This window comes from Streptomyces sp. NBC_00435 (genome assembly GCF_036014235.1).
Taxonomy (GTDB): domain Bacteria; phylum Actinomycetota; class Actinomycetes; order Streptomycetales; family Streptomycetaceae; genus Streptomyces.
This window is the reverse complement of record NZ_CP107924.1, coordinates 2,373,941-2,390,853: the sequence shown is the minus strand read 5'-3', so window position 1 is coordinate 2,390,853 and position 16,913 is coordinate 2,373,941. Positions and strand designations below refer to the sequence as shown.

At 71.4% G+C, this 16,913-nt stretch carries 11 protein-coding genes; 5 read left to right on the top strand and 6 right to left on the bottom strand.

The window, feature by feature from the left end:
- Window positions 1-37: 37 nt before the first annotated feature.
- From aceE to OG389_RS10910, 5 genes are all read right to left on the bottom strand, one after another.
- Complete coding sequence (gene aceE, locus OG389_RS10930; RefSeq protein ID WP_328298280.1) at window positions 38-2,722, bottom strand: pyruvate dehydrogenase (acetyl-transferring), homodimeric type; 2,685 nt, start codon at window positions 2,720-2,722, stop codon at window positions 38-40.
- A 288-nt stretch (window positions 2,723-3,010) separates the two neighbouring features.
- The gene (locus OG389_RS10925) at window positions 3,011-3,634 is read right to left on the bottom strand and encodes a GntR family transcriptional regulator (RefSeq protein ID WP_328303667.1); all 624 of its coding nucleotides are present in this window, start codon (window positions 3,632-3,634) and stop codon (window positions 3,011-3,013) included.
- Window positions 3,635-3,865: 231 nt separating this feature from the next.
- A complete protein-coding gene (gene sucB, locus OG389_RS10920) occupies window positions 3,866-5,626 on the bottom strand; it encodes a 2-oxoglutarate dehydrogenase, E2 component, dihydrolipoamide succinyltransferase (protein WP_328298279.1) in 1,761 nt (586 codons plus the stop codon).
- 54 nt (window positions 5,627-5,680) lie between these two features.
- The gene (lpdA, locus tag OG389_RS10915) at window positions 5,681-7,069 is read right to left on the bottom strand and encodes a dihydrolipoyl dehydrogenase (protein WP_328298278.1); all 1,389 of its coding nucleotides are present in this window, start codon (window positions 7,067-7,069) and stop codon (window positions 5,681-5,683) included.
- 296 nt (window positions 7,070-7,365) lie between these two features.
- Window positions 7,366-8,895, bottom strand: a complete 1,530-nt coding sequence (locus OG389_RS10910; protein WP_328298277.1) for a leucyl aminopeptidase — start codon at window positions 8,893-8,895, stop codon at window positions 7,366-7,368.
- A 347-nt stretch (window positions 8,896-9,242) separates the two neighbouring features.
- On the opposite strand from OG389_RS10910, the gene OG389_RS10905 reads away from it, so the two are divergent.
- The 5 genes from OG389_RS10905 to OG389_RS10885 all read left to right on the top strand — a co-directional run bounded on the left by OG389_RS10905 (window position 9,243) and on the right by OG389_RS10885 (window position 16,015).
- Window positions 9,243-11,267: a hypothetical protein gene (locus tag OG389_RS10905; protein ID WP_328298276.1), complete on the top strand. Its 2,025-nt coding sequence runs from the start codon at window positions 9,243-9,245 to the stop codon at window positions 11,265-11,267.
- A gap of 102 nt (window positions 11,268-11,369) precedes the next feature.
- Window positions 11,370-12,884 carry a GT4 family glycosyltransferase PelF gene (gene pelF / locus OG389_RS10900; protein WP_328298275.1) on the top strand — a complete coding sequence of 505 codons (1,515 nt, stop codon included), beginning with the start codon at window positions 11,370-11,372 and terminating at the stop codon, window positions 12,882-12,884.
- Window positions 12,881-14,410 carry a hypothetical protein gene (locus OG389_RS10895; RefSeq protein WP_328298274.1) on the top strand — a complete coding sequence of 510 codons (1,530 nt, stop codon included), beginning with the start codon at window positions 12,881-12,883 and terminating at the stop codon, window positions 14,408-14,410. Before pelF ends, OG389_RS10895 begins: the two co-directional genes overlap by 4 nt.
- Window positions 14,411-14,519: 109 nt before the next feature.
- Window positions 14,520-15,182: a spherulation-specific family 4 protein gene (locus OG389_RS10890; RefSeq protein ID WP_328298273.1), complete on the top strand. Its 663-nt coding sequence runs from the start codon at window positions 14,520-14,522 to the stop codon at window positions 15,180-15,182.
- Window positions 15,179-16,015 (top strand): endo alpha-1,4 polygalactosaminidase, encoded by an 837-nt coding sequence (locus OG389_RS10885; RefSeq protein WP_328298272.1) that lies wholly within the window; start codon window positions 15,179-15,181, stop codon window positions 16,013-16,015. Before OG389_RS10890 ends, OG389_RS10885 begins: the two co-directional genes overlap by 4 nt.
- Window positions 16,016-16,025: 10 nt before the next feature.
- Here the strand turns inward: OG389_RS10885 and OG389_RS10880 are convergent, their stop codons facing one another.
- Window positions 16,026-16,847 carry an adenosylcobinamide-GDP ribazoletransferase gene (locus OG389_RS10880; protein WP_328298271.1) on the bottom strand — a complete coding sequence of 274 codons (822 nt, stop codon included), beginning with the start codon at window positions 16,845-16,847 and terminating at the stop codon, window positions 16,026-16,028.
- Window positions 16,848-16,913 lie beyond the last annotated feature (66 nt).

Here is a 16,913-nt window from a genome sequence, read left to right as displayed (position 1 = left end):
GGGCGGACCGCCTCACGGTCGTTCAGGGTGCCGGGGCCTACAGGCCGTAGCGCTCCCGGGCCTCCTTGATGGAGGACGCCGGGACCTCGCCGCGGCGGGCGAGCTGGGCCAGCGCGGCCACCACGATCGACTGGGCGTCGACACCGAAGTGGCGGCGGGCGCCCTCACGGGTGTCGGAGAGGCCGAAGCCGTCCGTACCCAGCGAGGTGTAGTCCTGCTCGACCCACTGGCTGATCTGGTCCGGGACCTGACGCATCCAGTCGGAGACGGCGAGCACCGGGCTGGTGACGCCCTCCAGCGCGCGGGTGACGAACGGGGTGCGCATCTCCCCGCGCAGCAGCGCCTCGTCGCACTCCAGCGCGTCGCGGCGCAGCTCGCCCCAGGAGGTGGCGGACCAGACGTCGGCGGCCACGTTCCAGTCGGCGGCGAGCAGCTTCTGCGCGTCGAGGGCCCAGTGGATCGCCGTACCGGAGGCCATCAGCTGGATCTTCGGGGCGTCGGTGGCCGGGGCCGCCTCCGCCAGGTCCGCCGCCGTGTTGAAGCGGTAGAGACCGCGCAGGATGCCCTCTTCCACGCCCTCCGGCATGGCGGGCTGCGGCTTCGGCTCGTTGTAGACGGTCAGGTAGTAGAAGACGTCTTCCGGCTTCTCGCCGTACATCCGACGCAGACCGTCCTTGACGATCACCGCGATCTCGTAGGCGAACGCCGGGTCGTAGTTGAGCGACGCCGGGTTCGTGGACGCGATCAGGTGCGAGTGGCCGTCCGCGTGCTGCAGGCCCTCACCGGTCAGCGTGGTGCGACCGGCGGTGGCGCCGACGATGAAGCCCTTGCCGAGCTGGTCGGCGAGCTGCCACATCTGGTCGGCGGTGCGCTGCCAGCCGAACATCGAGTAGAAGATGTAGAACGGGATCATCGGCTCGCCGTGCGTCGCGTACGACGTGCAGGCGGCGATGAAGTCGGCCATGGCGCCGGCCTCGGTGATCCCCTCGTTGAGGATCTGGCCGTCCTTGGCTTCCTTGTAGTACATGAGCTGGTCGCGGTCGACCGGCTCGTACGTCTGGCCCAGCGGCGAGTAGATGCCGGCCGACGGGAAGAGGGACTCCATACCGAAGGTACGGGCCTCGTCGGGGACGATCGGCACCCAGCGCTTGCCGGTCTCCTTGTCCCGCATCAGGTCCTTGACGAGCCGGACGAAGGCCATGGTGGTGGCCATCTCCTGCTTGCCGGAGCCCTTGAGCAGCGGGGCGAAGGAGCGGTCCGCGGGGGCGGGCAGGGCCACGTGCTTGACCTTGCGGGCCGGGGCCGGGCCGCCGAGCGCCGCGCGGCGCTCGTTCAGGTACTGGACCTCGGGACTGTTCGCGCCCGGGTGACCGTACGGGACCTGGCCGTCGGCGAAGGCGCTGTCCGGGATCGGGAGGCCAAGGAGGTCGCGCATGTCCTTGAACTCGTCGATCGTCAGCTTCTTCATCTGGTGGTTCGCGTTCTTCGACTCGAACCCGGCACCCAGCGTGTAGCCCTTGACGGTCTGCGCGAGGATGACCGTCGGCGCGCCCTTGTGCTCCAGGGCGGCCTTGTACGCGGCGTAGACCTTGCGGGGCTCGTGGCCGCCGCGGGAGCTGTGGAAGCACTCGGCGATCTTCGCGTCGGAGAGCACACCGGCCAGCTGTACGAGTTCGGCGTTGGCGCCGAAGAAGTGCTGGCGGATGTAGGCCACGTCGCGGGTCGCGTACGTCTGGAACTGCGCGTCGGGTACCTCGCGCAGACGGCGCACCAGGGCGCCCGTGGTGTCGAGCTGGAACAGCTCGTCCCAGGCGGAGCCCCACAGGGACTTGATGACGTTCCAGCCGGCGCCGCGGAACTGGGCCTCCAGCTCCTGCACCACGCGGAAGTTGGCGCGGACCGGACCGTCGAGGCGCTGCAGGTTGCAGTTGATGACGAAGGTCAGGTTGTCGAGCTGCTCGCGGGAGGCCAGAGCCAGGGCGGCGGTCGACTCGGGCTCGTCCATCTCGCCGTCGCCCAGGAAGGCCCAGACGTGCGAGTTGGCGGTGTCCTTGATGCTGCGGTTCTGCAGGTAGCGGTTGAAGCGCGCCTGGTAGATCGCGGACAGCGGGCCGAGGCCCATGGACACCGTCGGGAACTCCCACAGCCACGGCAGGCGCCGCGGGTGGGGGTAGGACGGCAGGCCGTTGCCGCCGGACTCCTGGCGGAACTTGTCGAGCTGCTGCTCGGAGATCCGGCCGTCGAGGAAGGCGCGGGCGTAGATGCCGGGGGAGGCGTGGCCCTGGATGTAGAGCTGGTCGCCCGATCCGTCGGCCTCCTTCCCGCGGAAGAAGTGCTGGAAGCCGGTCTCGTACAGCCAGGCGGCGGAGGCGAAGGTGGCGATGTGGCCGCCGACGCCGTACTTGGAGCCGCGGGTCACCATGGCGGCCGCGTTCCAGCGGTTCCAGGCGGTGATCCTGGCTTCCATCGCCTCGTCGCCGGGGAACTCGGGCTCCGCGGCGGTGGGGATGGTGTTGACGTAGTCCGTCTCAAGGAGCTTCGGCAGCGCGAGGCCGGCGGCCTCGGCGTGCTGGAGCGTGCGACGGAGCAGGTATTCGGCGCGGCGCGTACCGGCGGCCTTGGCGACGGCGTCGAGTGAGGCCGCCCATTCGGCGGTCTCCTCGGTGTCGCGGTCCGGGAGCTGGTCGAGCTCGCTCGGAAGCTTTCCTACGGGGTCGGACATCGGTGTGCGCCGCCTTCCGGACAAAGGAGAGGTGGTGAAGAAATCCCTGACGGGCAGGACAGGGTCGTTGGACCCGGGTGGGGTCCGCGGATGACTGTAAGGCGCTGATCGATGATCGATCAAATGAAAGTGACTAAGAAACGTCCATACGACAAAAGTCGGCACCGGGTGCCATGAATCCAGGCACCCGGTGCCGGGCAAATCGGGACAAGGTGGGCCGCTGGAGGGGGCTCGAAGGGCGATCGAGAGCGGGTGGAGAGCGGATCGAGGGTGGATCCAGGGGCGAAATCAAGCCCTCGGCGCGCACCCCAGAACATGCCGCTTCACGAGCAGACCGATGTCCGGGTCCTGATTGCGGAAGGCATCCACCAGGGCTTCGTGCTCCTCGGCGTAGGACTTCTGGACGGTTCCCAGCCACCGGATGGACAGGGCCGTGAAGACCTCGATGCCCAGGGACTCCCAGGTGTGCAGCAGCACGCTGTTCCCGGCCGCCCGCACCAGCTCCCGGTGGAAGCCCACGGTGTGCCGCACCTGCGCCGTGCCGTCCGCACCGCGGTCGGCCTCCCACAGGGCCGCCACGTGCGGCTCCAGGGCCGTGCAGTCGGCCGCCAGCCGGGGCGCGGCCAGCTCGGCCGCGATCTGCTCCAGACCGGCCCGGACCGGATAGATCTCCTCCAGGTCCGCCGCCGACAGGTTCCGCACGCGCACGCCCTTGTTCGGTGCGGACTCGATCAGCCGCAGCGTCTCCAGCTCACGCAGGGCCTCGCGCACGGGCGTCTGGCTGACCTCGAGCTCCACCGCGATCCGGCGCTCCACGATCCGCTCGCCGGGCTTCCAGCGCCCGCTGACGATCCCCTCCACGATGTGCTCGCGGATCTGCTCGCGCAGCGAGTGCACGACGGGTGGGGTGATCATCGGGTCTTCATCTCCTGGTGGATGTGCAGGGTCACGCGGGGCCTGATGCGTAGACAATACGGCGGCGCTGCTCGTCGCGATGCGTTCCCGGTCGGAGGCGCAGGGTGAGGCTGGTTACAGGGCGCCCACCGGGGCGCCCAGCGTACGACGACGGCGCCCCCGCCCGGGACTTGCGGCCCGGGCGGGGGCGCCGTACGAGACAGTCGCTGCTCGCTGTCGTGGAGAGCCTTACAGGCCGAGCTCGACCTCGAACTCGCCGGCCTCGAGGATCGCCTTGACGGCCGAGAGATACCGGGCCGCGTCCGCGCCGTCCACCAGGCGGTGGTCGTAGGACAGGGTCAGGTACGTCATGTCGCGGATGCCGATGTTCGTGCCCTCGGCGGTCTCGATGACCACCGGGCGCTTGACCGTCGCGCCGATGCCCAGGATGGCGACCTGGTTCGGGGGCACGATGACCGTGTCGAACAGCGCACCGCGCGAGCCGGTGTTGCTGATGGTGAAGGTCGCGCCCGACAGCTCGTCCGGCGTGATCTTGTTGCCGCGGACCTTGGAGGCCAGGTCGGCGGTCGCCTTGGAGATGCCCGCCAGGTTGAGGTCACCGGCACCCTTGATGACCGGGGTCATCAGGCCCTTCTCGGAGTCCACGGCGATGCCGATGCTCTCCGAGTCGAAGTAGGTGATGGTGCCCTCGTCCTCGTTGATCCGGGCGTTGACGACCGCGTGGGCCTTCAGTGCCTGGGCCGCGGCCTTGACGAAGAACGGCATCGGGGACAGCTTGACGCCCTCGCGGGCGAGGAAGCCGGCCTTGGCCTTCTCGCGCAGCTTCATGATCTTGGTGATGTCCACCTCGACCACGGAGCTGAGCTGCGCCTGCGAGTGCAGGGCCTTCATCATGTTGTCGCCGATGACCTTGCGCATGCGGGTCATCTTGACGGTCTGGCCACGCAGCTCGGAGACCGCGGCGGCCGGGGCCTTGGCGGCCGGAGCGGCAGCGGCCGGCGCCGGAGCGGCAGCGGCCCTGGCGGCCTCGGCGGCGGCCAGGACGTCCTGCTTGCGGATGCGGCCACCGACACCGGTGCCCGAGACCACGGACAGGTTGACGCCGGACTCCGTGGCGAGCTTGCGCACCAGCGGGGTCACGTAGGCACCCTCGTCACCGGCGGAAACCGGGGCGGCGGGGGCGGCCGGAGCGACCGGAGCCGCAGGGGCGACCGGAGCCGGAGCGGCCACGGGGGCCGGTGCGGCCACCGGAGCCGCGGGGGCGACCGGAGCCGGAGCGGCGACCGGGGGAGCGGCCACGACCGGAGCCGGGGCGGCGACCGGAGCGGCAGCGGCGACCGGAGCCGGGGCGGCGGCGGCCGGGGCGGCCGCGGGAGCCGTGCCCGCCGCACCGATGACGGCCAGACGTGCGCCGACCTCGGCGTTCTCGTCCTCGGCGACCAGGATCTCCAGCAGCGTGCCGGAGACCGGGGCGGGGATCTCGGTGTCGACCTTGTCGGTCGAGACCTCCAGCAGCGCCTCGTCGGCCTCGACCGACTCGCCGACCTGCTTCAGCCAGCGGGTGACGGTGCCCTCGGTGACGGACTCGCCCAGGGCGGGGAGTACGACATCGGTACCGGCGGTGGCCGGAGCGGCGGCAGCGGCCGGGGCCGCGGGGGCCTCGGCGACGGGGGCCGGAGCGGCCGGAGCCTCGGCGACCGGGGCCGCGGGGGCCTCGGCGGCCGGAGCGGCGGCCGGGGCCGGCGCGCCCGAACCGTCGTCGATGACGGCCAGCTCCGCGCCGACCTCGACGGTCTCGTCCTCGGCGACCTTGATGGAGGCCAGGATGCCCGCCACGGGGGACGGGATCTCGGTGTCGACCTTGTCGGTCGAGACCTCGAGCAGCGGCTCGTCGGCCTCGACGCGCTCGCCCTCGGCCTTCAGCCAACGGGTGACAGTGCCCTCAGTGACGCTCTCACCGAGCGCCGGAAGGGTTACGGAAACCGACATGGTTTCAGTTGCTCCTAACGAATGTGCGGAAGTGGTCGTCGCGCCCAGTGACGATTAGTCGTGTGCGTGCAGGGGCTTGCCGGCGAGTGCCAGGTGGGCCTCGCCCATCGCCTCGTTCTGCGTCGGGTGCGCGTGGATGAGCTGCGCGACCTCGGCCGGCAGGGCTTCCCAGTTGTAGATCAGCTGGGCCTCGCCGACCTGCTCGCCCATCCGGTCACCGACCATGTGGACGCCGACCACGGCACCGTCCTTGACCTGGACGAGCTTGATCTCGCCCGCGGTCTTCAGGATCTTGCTCTTGCCGTTGCCCGCCAGGTTGTACTTGAGGGCCACGACCTTGTCCGCGCCGTAGATCTCCTTGGCCTTGGCCTCGGTGATGCCGACGGAGGCGACCTCGGGGTGGCAGTACGTGACGCGCGGCACACCGTCGTAGTCGATCGGGACGGCCTTGAGGCCGGCCAGACGCTCCGCGACCAGGATGCCCTCGGCGAAGCCGACGTGCGCGAGCTGGAGGGTCGGGGCGAGGTCGCCGACGGCCGAGATGGTCGGCACGTTGGTCCGCATGTACTCGTCGACCACGACGTAGCCGCGGTCCATCGTGACGCCCTGCTCCTCGTAGCCCAGGCCCTGGGAGACGGGGCCGCGGCCGATCGCGACCAGCAGCACCTCCGCCTCGAAGGTCTTGCCGTCGGCGAGGGTGACCCGCACACCGTTCTCGGTGTACTCGGCCTTGTCGAAGAAGGTGCCGAGGTTGAACTTGATGCCCCGCTTGCGGAACGCGCGCTCCAGCAGCTTGGAGCTGTTCTCGTCCTCGACCGGTACGAGGTGCTTGAGGCCCTCGACGATGGTGACGTCGGTGCCGAAGGACTTCCACGCCGAGGCGAACTCGACGCCGATGACGCCGCCGCCCAGGACGATGGCGGACTCGGGCACGCGGTCCAGGACCAGCGCGTGGTCCGAGGAGATGATGCGGTTGCCGTCGATGTTCAGGCCCGGCAGCGAGCGCGGCACGGAGCCGGTCGCCAGGAGCACGTGGCGGCCCTGGATGCGCTGGCCGTTCACGTCGACGGACGTCGGCGAGGAGAGGCGGCCCTCACCCTCGATGTAGGTCAGCTTGCGGGAGGCGACAAGACCCTGCAGACCCTTGTACAGGCCCGCGATGATGTCGTCCTTGTACTTGTGCACACCCGCGATGTCGATGCCCTCGAAGGTGGCCTTGACACCGAACTGGGCGGCCTCGCGAGCCTGGTCCGCGATCTCGCCCGCGTGCAGCAGAGCCTTCGTGGGGATGCAGCCGTTGTGCAGGCAGGTGCCGCCGAGCTTGTTCTTCTCGATCAGGGCAACGTCCAGACCCAGCTGGGATGCGCGCAGTGCCGCGGCGTAACCGCCACTGCCGCCGCCGAGGATCACTAGGTCGAAAACGGTGCTGGCGTCGTTCGCCACGTCACGTCCTCCATGCATGTGCGCCGAGCACCGGTCCTCTGTGACCGGGCGGCGGCTGGTATACGGCCGCTTTTTCTTCGGCCCTGTGGTGGGGGCCCTGTCCTGCCGAGAACCCATCTTCGCATTTGTCGGCGGAACGCGGGACGCCGGGCCTGCCCTGGGGCAGGTCGTTCTGCCCGAACAGGGGGTTACCGCAGCGTAGAAACCTACGGATTTCGTTGGCAGCGAACGGGCCCCGGCCGTGATCAGAAAATATGATCACGGCCGGGGCCCGTGTGGAGCTCGGCAGTCCGGTGTCAGCCCAGGTCGCCCGTGGCCGTGCGCTCGGCCAGTCGGACCAGGGTGCGGACGGCGGAGCCGGTGCCGCCCTTGGGGGTGTAGCCGTACGGGGCGCCCTCGTGGAAGGCGGGGCCCGCGATGTCGAGGTGGGCCCAGGTGATGCCCTCGCCGACGAACTCCTGGAGGAAGAGGCCGGCCACCAGGCCGCCGCCCATCCGGACACCCATGTTGGCGATGTCGGCGGTGGGGGAGTCCATGGACTTGCGCAGGTCCCCGGGGAGCGGCATCGGCCACGAGGCCTCGCCGACCTCCTCGGCGATCTCGTGGATGGAGGTCCGGAACGCCTCGTCGTTGCCCATGATGCCGAAGGTCCGGTCGCCCAGCGCCATGACCATGGCGCCGGTCAGGGTGGCGACGTCGACGATCGCGTCCGGGTTCTCCTCGGAGGCTTTGGTCAGCGCGTCGCCGAGGACCAGGCGGCCCTCGGCGTCCGTGTTGAGGACCTCGACGGTCTTGCCGCTGTACATGCGCAGCACGTCACCGGGCTTGGTGGCGGAGCCGGACGGCATGTTCTCGGCGAGCGCGAGCCAGCCGGTCACGTTGACCTGGAGCCCGAGCTTGGCGGCGGCGACCACGGAGGCGAAGACGGCGGCGGCGCCGGCCATGTCGCACTTCATCGTCTCGTTGTGGCCGGCCGGCTTCAGGGAGATGCCGCCGGAGTCGTAGGTGATGCCCTTGCCGACGTAGGCGAGGGTCTTCTCCGCCTTGGGGTGGGTGTAGGAGAGCTTCACCAGGCGCGGCGGGTTCTCGGAGCCCTTGCCGACGCCCATGATGCCGCCGTAGCCGCCCTTGACCAGGGCCTTCTCGTCCAGGATCTGGACCTTGATGCCGTTCTCCTTCGCGGTCGCGTTGGCGACGGCGGCGAAGGCCTCGGGGGTGAGGTCGTTCGGCGGGGTGTTGACCAGGTCACGGGCGATGTTGATCTCGGTCGCGAGGACCGTGGCGCGCTCGGCGGCGGCCTTGTGCTCCTTGTCGCGCGGCTTGGCGCCGAGCAGGGCGATCTCGGCGAGCGGCTGCTTGGGCCCGCCGTTCTTGGCGGCCTTCTTCTCGCCGCCCTGGTAGGCGGTGAAGGAGTACGCGCCCAGCAGCGCGCCCTCGGCCACGGCGGTGACGGCGGAGGCGTCGTCGAGGGGGAGCGCGAAGGCGGCCTTCTTGGCGCCGTGCAGGGCGCGGGCGGCGGCGCCGGCGGCGCGGCGCAGCGCCTCCTCGTCGTAGGACTCGTCCGTCTCGGGGAGGGAGCCCAGCCCGACCGCCAGCACGACCGGGACCTTGAGGCCGTCCGGTGCCGGCAGCTTGGTGATCTCGCCTTCGGCGCCCGAGGCACCGAGTGCGTCGAGCACGGCGGCGAGCTTTCCGTCGTACGCCTTGTCCACGGCCTCGGCGCCCGCGGCAACGACGGGACCCTTGGGGCCCTTCGCTACGCCGACGACGAGGGCGTCGGCGCGCAGCGTCGCCGGTCCGGCAGTGCTGAGAGTCAGAGCAGTCACGGTGGTGAAGTCTCGCTTCCGTTTTGGTGGTGTGGGCCGAGTGGGTGGACGGCCGTCCGTAGCGATCGTATTCGGGCCCGATGGCCGCCGGAAATGAGCCTACGCGTACGTACTCATCCGTACGCCACTCGAAGGTTTGGCAAGTTGTTCGATCAAGAGGCTCCCAGGTTCACCCATCTGTGGCCTCTGTTCCAGGTTTGCCCCTTAGACCTGACGAGGTCCGAAAGACTCGGCCCACTCTCGCAAGGGGACGCGGGGTCTCTTTGCATGATTTCCACAGAGCATCCCCGGCCCGGCCTCATGTCAACGGGCCGAAGTCGAGGATGCCTGCGGGGGGAAAGGCCGAAATGGTCAAGAAGAACCGGATGAACAGGCTCGCCGCCGTATGCTTCGCGGCTGCCATAGCCTCCGTCGCCGTACCCGGAGCGGCCGCACAGGCGGCCGCCACTCCGCGCATCGACCTGAGGGTGCTGGTCGTCGACGACGGCGGCAGCTCGGTCGAGGCGATCACCGCGGAACTCCGCGACACCGGAGTCCCGTACACCCGCGTGAACCTGGGCAGCTCCGGCCGCCCGGTCGTGAACGCGGCGTTCCTCGCCGACACGGTCGACGGGCGGCCGCGCGCCAAGTTCCAGGGCGTGGTGCTGCCGAACGAGAACCCGTTCGGCGTGGGCTCGGCCGAGATGGCCGCGCTCACCGCGTACGAGACCACCTACGGGATCCGCCAGGTGGACGCGTACACCTGGGCCCACCCCGAGGTGGGTCTGGAGTACACCGACAACGGCGGCTACAGCGGCACGCTCGACGGCACCCAGGCCGCCGTCACCGCGGCCGGGAAGACAGGTCCCTTCGGCTACCTCGGCGGGCAGGTCGCCTTCGAGGACAACTCGGCGCTGATCCCCGAGAGCTACGGGTTCATGGCCAAGCCGAGGGCCGGCTACACCAGCTACCTCGACGCCCCGGTCGGCTCCGGACGGGCCTCGCTCGTCGGCGAGTACACCCACGACGGGCGCAGCGAACTGGTCGTCACCTTCGGGTACAACCAGTACCAGCAGCAGTTCCGGCTGCTGGCCCGCGGCATCGTCGAGTGGGTCACCCAGGGCGTCCACCTCGGGCAGGAGCGCAACTACTTCGCGGTCCACGTGGACGACGTCTTCGCCCCGGACGCCCGCTGGAGCAAGGACCTCAACTGCACCCCCGGGGACTACGCCTGCGCCGGCGGCGAGGGCAAGGAGTCCACGATCCGGATGACGGCCGCCGACGCCCAGTACCTGGCGCAGTGGCAGACCTCGAAGAACTTCAAGCTCGACCTGCTGTTCAACGCGGGCGCGGGGGAGGAGTGGAAGGCGGAGAACGGCAACACCGACGCGCTGACCGCCCAGCTGGTCGCCGACCGGGCGAAGTACCGCTGGATGAACCACACCTACACCCACCCGTTCCTCGGCTGCGTCCAGAACACCGCCACCACTCCGTGGACCTGCACGAAGAACACCGCGGGCGCGATCAACTGGATGAGCCGCGCCGAGATCTCCGCGCAGATCCGGGACAACAACAACTGGGCCGCCTCCAAGGGGATCACCACCGACCGCACCGAGCTGGTCACCGGAGAGCACTCCGGTCTCAAGACCCTTCCGCAGCAGGCGCAGGACAACCCCAACCTGGCCGGAGCGCTGGCCGACAACGGCGTGAAATGGGCGGGCAGCGACAACTCCCGCGAGCCCGCGCAGCGGGCGGTCGGCGCCGCGCTGACCGTCCCCCGGTACCCGATGAACGTGTACTACAACACGGGCACCAACTCCGAGATGGCCGACGAGTACAACTGGATCTACACCAGCCGGGCGGACGGCGGCAGCGGCGTCTGCGAGGACAACCCCGCGACCTCCACCTGCCTGCCGGCCCCGCTCGACGCGAGCACCGGATACCTGAACTACATCGTTCCGGCCGAGACCAGGACCGCCCTGCGGCACGTCCTGAACAACGACCCGCGCCCGCACTACGTGCACCAGAGCAACCTGGCCGAGGACCGCACCCTGTACCCGGTGCTCAACCAGGTCCTCGACACCTACCGGGTCCTGTACGCGCCCAGCGCACCGATCGTGAACCAGAGCATGAAAGACACCGGCGTCGAGCTCCAGCGCCGCGCGGCCTGGGACGCCGCGGTCGCCGCCAACCAGGTCACCGCCTACCGCATCGGCAAGGACGTCACCGTCAAGGCGCCCTCCGGAGTCGTGGCTCCGGTCACCGCACCCACCGGCACCAAGAAGCAGCTCCTCCTCGGCACCGCGGACTTCGGCACCGCCTACGCCGGCTCCCGCTCCACCTGGGCCGCCCCGGAGCTGCTCCAGAGCGCCGTCACGCTGCACATGCCCTGACCGTCCCGGGCACGTAGAGGCCAGCCACGCGTACCACCTAGCGCCGGCGTTCCGTCAACCATGGGCGCCGGCCCCTTTTCCGTCCTTGGGGGGACACACCACATGAGTCATGGGCGTCACGTCACCATGCTCACCGAAGGCACCTACCCGCACGTCCACGGGGGCGTCAGCACCTGGTGCGACCAACTGGTCCGCGGCATGCCGGAGGTCGACTTCAACGTCATAGCCCTGACCGGCTCCGGACGCGAGCCGGTCACCTGGGAACTGCCGCGCAACGTCTACCGCCACACCGCCGTCCCGCTCTGGGGCGCTCCGCCGGCCAGGAAACTCCGTTCGGGCCTGCGGGGCAAGGGCCGGCGCCGCTTCACCGAGACCTACGAGACCTTCCTGCTCTCCCTGCTCGATCCCGCCCGCGGGGGATTCTCCGAGTCCCTGCGCGAACTGGCCCTGCTGGCCCGCTCCGGCCGGCTCGCCCCGGCCCTGCGCTCGGAGTCGGTCCTGCGCCTGCTGATGGACGTCTGGACCCGCCCGGGGCTGGTGACCGCGGCCGCCGAGCCCACCATCCACGACGCGCTCACCGCCACCGACCTGCTGGAACACGCGCTGCGCCCGCTCGGTGTGCGCATCCCGCCGGACAGCGTCGCGCACGCCGTGAGCAGCGGACTGGCCACCCTGCCGGCCCTCGCCGCCAAGTACCTCGACAAAGTGCCGTTCCTCCTCACGGAGCACGGCATCTACCTGCGCGAGCGCTACCTGGGCTACCGCAGCGCCGAACAGCGCTGGCCCGTCAAGGCACTCATGCTCGGCTTCTACCGCGAGCTCAACACCGAGGGCTACCGGCAGGCCGACCTGATCACCCCGTGCAACCAGTACAACCGCCGCTGGGAGGAGCGCGGGGGCGCCGACTCCGAGCGGATCCGCACCGTCTACAACGGCGTCGACCCGCACGCCTTCCCCGAGGCCGGTCCCGAGCCGGAGGTGCCCACCCTCAGCTGGTGCGGCCGCATCGACCCCATCAAGGACCTCGAAACCCTCATCCGGGCCTACGCGTTCATGCGCGAGGAACTGCCCGCCCTGCGTCTGCGGCTCTTCGGCCCGGTCCCCGCCGGCTGCGAGGAGTACAAGCTCAAGCTGGAGAAGCTCGCCGCCGAACTGGGGGTGACCGACGGGATCTGCTACGAAGGCCGCATCAGCGACGTGGCCAGGGCCTACGCGGCCGGCTCCATCGTGATGCTCTCCTCCATCAGCGAGGGCTTCCCCTTCTCCATCATCGAGGCCATGTCCTGCGGCCGCACCACCGTCTCCACCGACGTGGGCGGGGTCCGCGAGGCCGTCGGCGACACCGGCCTCGTCGTCCCGCCGCGCGAGCCAGAGACCATGGCCCGCGCCACCCTCGCGCTGCTGCGCGACGACGGACGCCGCGCCGAGCTGGGACGGATGTCCCGCAAGCGGGTGGTGGAGAAGTTCACGCTCCACCAGTCCGTGGACGGCTTCCGCCACATCTACCGCGAGCTCGCCGGCCAGCCCGTGCTGCCCGTTCACGTGGGCGACGAGTGGACCCAGCGCCTCGCCGATCCCTGGTACAAGGAACTCGCGGCCGACGGGAGCCTGTGGTGAGCGGATCACTTTGGCTGAAAATCCCCGGCGGCGACACCCTGCCCGCCATCCCGCGGCCCCGGCGCGGCGCCTCCCCGGCCGCCGACCCGATGGACGAACTCGCGGAGCGTCTCGACGTGTTCATCGCCGCGGCCGTCCATCCCGACGAGATCGCCGCCATCCTCGAATCCGACGGGATGACCGACGAGCACATCCGCCTCGCCTACGGGCGAGAGGACTCCTTCGGCCTCGCCGAGGAGCTCTACGCCCGGGTGCCGCGCTCCTTCCCGGAGCCGGCCCGCGTCCCCGACCCCTGGAAGGTCTCCCTCACCGCCTGCCTGCTGCGCGGGGTGATCTTCGCCCTGCCCGGCCTCGCCTACCTGCTGGGCGCGCCCCTGCTGGAAGGGCCCAAGGACCGGCTGGGGCTGCCCGCCGGGACGCTGACGCTGCTCGCCGGGGCACTCATCGGCTGGGTCTGGGACCAGACCCTGTCCCACCGGGCGTATTCCTGGCTCGGCCTCGGCGACCGGGCCGCCGCCGGGCGGACCCTGCTCGCCGGAGCCCCCGCGGGGGCCCTGCTGGGCATCGCCGCCGCGCTGGCGGTGCCCGGCGGGCCCCCGTTCTCCTACGCCTTCGCCGCGGGCCAGGCCCTGTACGTCGGGGCCGCCACCGTGCTGCTGGTGCTCGGGCGGGAGCGGCTGCTGCTGGGCGCGCTCGCGCCGATGGCCGCCGGGGCGCTGCTCTCGCTCTTCCTGGAACTGCCCGTTCCGCTGCGGGTGTCCCTGCTGGTGCTCTCCCTGCTGGCCGCCTGCGTCCTGGCCGTACGGGAACTGCCGCTGGCCGACGGCGTACGGGCCCTCGTGCTCCGCGTCCGCGGCTGGACGGAGCGCCGGCCGGGCGAGCGGGGCCCGGTGCGCTGGCAGATGCTGCGCGGCGCCGAGGAGGAGTACGCGCCGCGCGGCCCCCGGCTCGGGGACTCCGTGCCGTACGGGGTGTTCGGCCTGGGCACCGGCCTGCTCGTGCTGTACGCCGCCCTGGGGGAGGTGCTCGCCGGCGGTCCCGCCGAGGCGGTCGCGGCCCCCTCGGCGGTGGCCCTCACCCTCAGCATGGGGCCCGCCGAATGGCTGCTCCACCGGTTCCGCAGCGGCAGCCTCGCGGGTCTGCGGGCGGCCCGTTCACCGCGGCAGTTCTGGCTGCGGATGCTCGCCACCCTGGCCCAGTGCCTCACCGCCTACCTGGCGGTGCTGCTGGCCCTCGGCGTCACCGGGACCCTGCTCTGGCCCGGCGCGCCCGGCCTGACCGGGGCCCGCGTCGCCACCCTGCTGCTGCTCGGCACCGTGATGTGGACCGGGCTGCTCCTGCAGTCCTTCGGGGCGGTCCGGCCCGCCGCGGTGGTCTGCGCCTCGGCCGCGGTCGCGCAGAGCCTGGCCCTGCTCCTGGGACTCGGGCAGCCGCGCGTCGTGCAGCTGGCCGTCGCCGGAGCGGCGGCGCTCGCGCTGGGCACCCTGGTCTGCCTGCTGCTCGGCCGCGCCACGGCCCACCGCTGAGCCGCGCGGTCACCGCTGACCGGCGCCGTCACCGCCGACCCGCCCAGTCACCGCCGACCCACGTGCGTCGCCGCCGACGCACGTGGCCCCGTACGAGAAGAAGGACCTCATGCTGCTGGTGCCCCTCTACGAGCATCCCGCCGACCGCCCCGAGGACTGGGAGCAGCTCATCCGCTCCGCGGGCCGGCTGCACTCGGTGGTGCTCAACCCCGCCAGCGGGCCGGGCAAGGCCCCCGACGAGCGGTTCGCCGCCGTCGCCGAGCGGCTGCGCGGGGCCGGGGTGCCCGTCCTCGGGTACGCCGACACCGATTACGGGCGCCGCCCGCACGCCGCCGTCGTCCAGGACATGCTGCGCCACCGCGACTGGTACGAGGCCGACGGGACCTTCCTCGACCAGGCGGCCGCCGGGCCGGAGTTCCTGCCGCACTACAAACGGCTCGTCGTCGCCGCGCGGGCCGCCGGGGCCCGTACCGTGGTCCTCAACCACGGAATGCACCCGCATCCCGGCTACGCCGAACTCGCCGACCTGCTCGTCACCTTCGAGGGGCCCTGGGACGCCTACCGGGACGCGGCCGCCGCACCCCCGTGGACCGCGGACCACCCCGCCCACCGGTTCTGTCACCTCGTGTACGCCGTCCCGCCGGGCGCCCCGGCCGCAGCCCTCGCCGAGCGGCTCGCGGCCCAGCGGGGGGCCGGCGTGCACTGCGCGGTCCCCGGGACCGGCGCGCACCCGTGGGGAACCCTGCCGTACGCCTTGGAGGCCACCGGATGAGACGCCGGTCCACCGGCCGCCTGCTGGTCCTCGTACCGCTCCTGCTGCTCGCGGCCTGCACTGCCGCCCCGGACGAGGACGGGGGCCAGCCGGACGACCTCTCGCCCGCCCCGGCGCCCGGGGAACGCTGGCAGCCGCGGCCGGGGGTCAGTTGGCAGTGGCAGCTCACCGGGAAGCTCGACACCTCGGTGCGGGCGGCGGTCTACGACGTCGACGGGTTCACCACCACCACGGAGCAGGTCGCCGAGCTGAAGAAGGCCGGCCGGCGGACCATCTGCTACCTCTCCACCGGTGCCTGGGAGGACTTCCGGCCCGACGCGGAGGCCTTCCCGAAGGCGCTGCGGGGGGAGGGCAACGGCTGGGAGGGCGAGCGGTGGCTCGACATCCGGCGGCTCGCGGAGCTGGAGCCGCTGATCGCCAAGCGGTTCGACATGTGCCGGGACAAGGGTTTCGACGCGGTGGAGCCGGACAACATGGACGCCTACCGCAACAAGTCCGGCTTCCCCCTCACCGCCGGGGACCAGCTGACGTACAACCGGCTGGTCGCGAAGCTCGCCCACGACCGGGGCCTGTCGGTCGGTCTGAAGAACGACCTCGACCAGATCCCGCAGCTGGTGGGGGACTTCGACTTCGCGGTCAACGAGCAGTGCGCCCAGTACGGGGAGTGCGCGCGGCTGACCCCGTTCATCGAGGCGGGCAAAGCGGTCTTCCACGTGGAGTACGAGCTCCCGGCGAGCCGGTTCTGCGCGGACACCAGCAGACTGAAGCTCAGCTCCCTGGAGAAGAAGTACGAACTGGGCGCCTGGCGCCGCACCTGCGCCCAGGCCCAGTAGCCCAGGCCCACTAGCCCAGGGCCAGTGCCACCAGGACCGTCGTCGCCGAGACCTCGGCCAGGGCTCCGAACACGTCGCCGGTGACCCCGTCGAAGCGGTGTACGCAGCGGCGGAGCAGGAGTTCCGCGGCCAGCAGGGCGGCCGGCACCGCCGCCGCGTGCTGCGCGGCGGACGGCAGCCCCAGCGGCAGCGCGGCCGCGCCGGCGAGGACCACGGTCAGCGCCGCGATCGCGACGGCCGCACCGCGCGGGACGACTCCGGCGACGGCCGCGCCCAGCCCCTCGGGGCGGGCCGGCGGGACCCCGTCCCGGGAGGCCAGGGTCATCGCGAGCCGGGCGGCGACGGCGGCCAGGACGGCGGCGAGGGCGCCCCGGACCCAGCTGTCGGCGTACACGTTCGCCAGCGCCGCGACCTGGACCAGCAGCACGAACACCAGCGCCACCACCCCGAAGGGGCCGATGTCGGACTGCTTCATGATGCGCAGCGCGGCGTCGGCGGGCTTGGCGCTGCCCAGTCCGTCGACCGTGTCGGCGAGGCCGTCCAGGTGCAGGGCGCGGGTCAGCGCCGCCGGCACCGCCACGGTGACGGCCGCGGCGAGCAGCGGCCCGCCACCGCACAGCAGCAGCAGGACGCCGGGCACGGCCGCGAGGACTCCCACGACCAGCCCGGCGAGCGGGGCGCAGGCCATCCCGGTGCGGGCGGCGGGGCGGTCCCAACGGGTGATGCGCGCGGGCAGCACGGTGAGTGTGCCGAAGGCGAAGCGGACCCCGTCGAGCAGGGAGGCCCGGTCCGGGGGCGGCGTCAGGGGCGGGCCGTCGTACGAATCTGTCATCGGCGCGAACGCTACCTGCTCGCCCGGAGCGGTAAGTTACCCATTACGCCCCAAATCGGGAGGTGG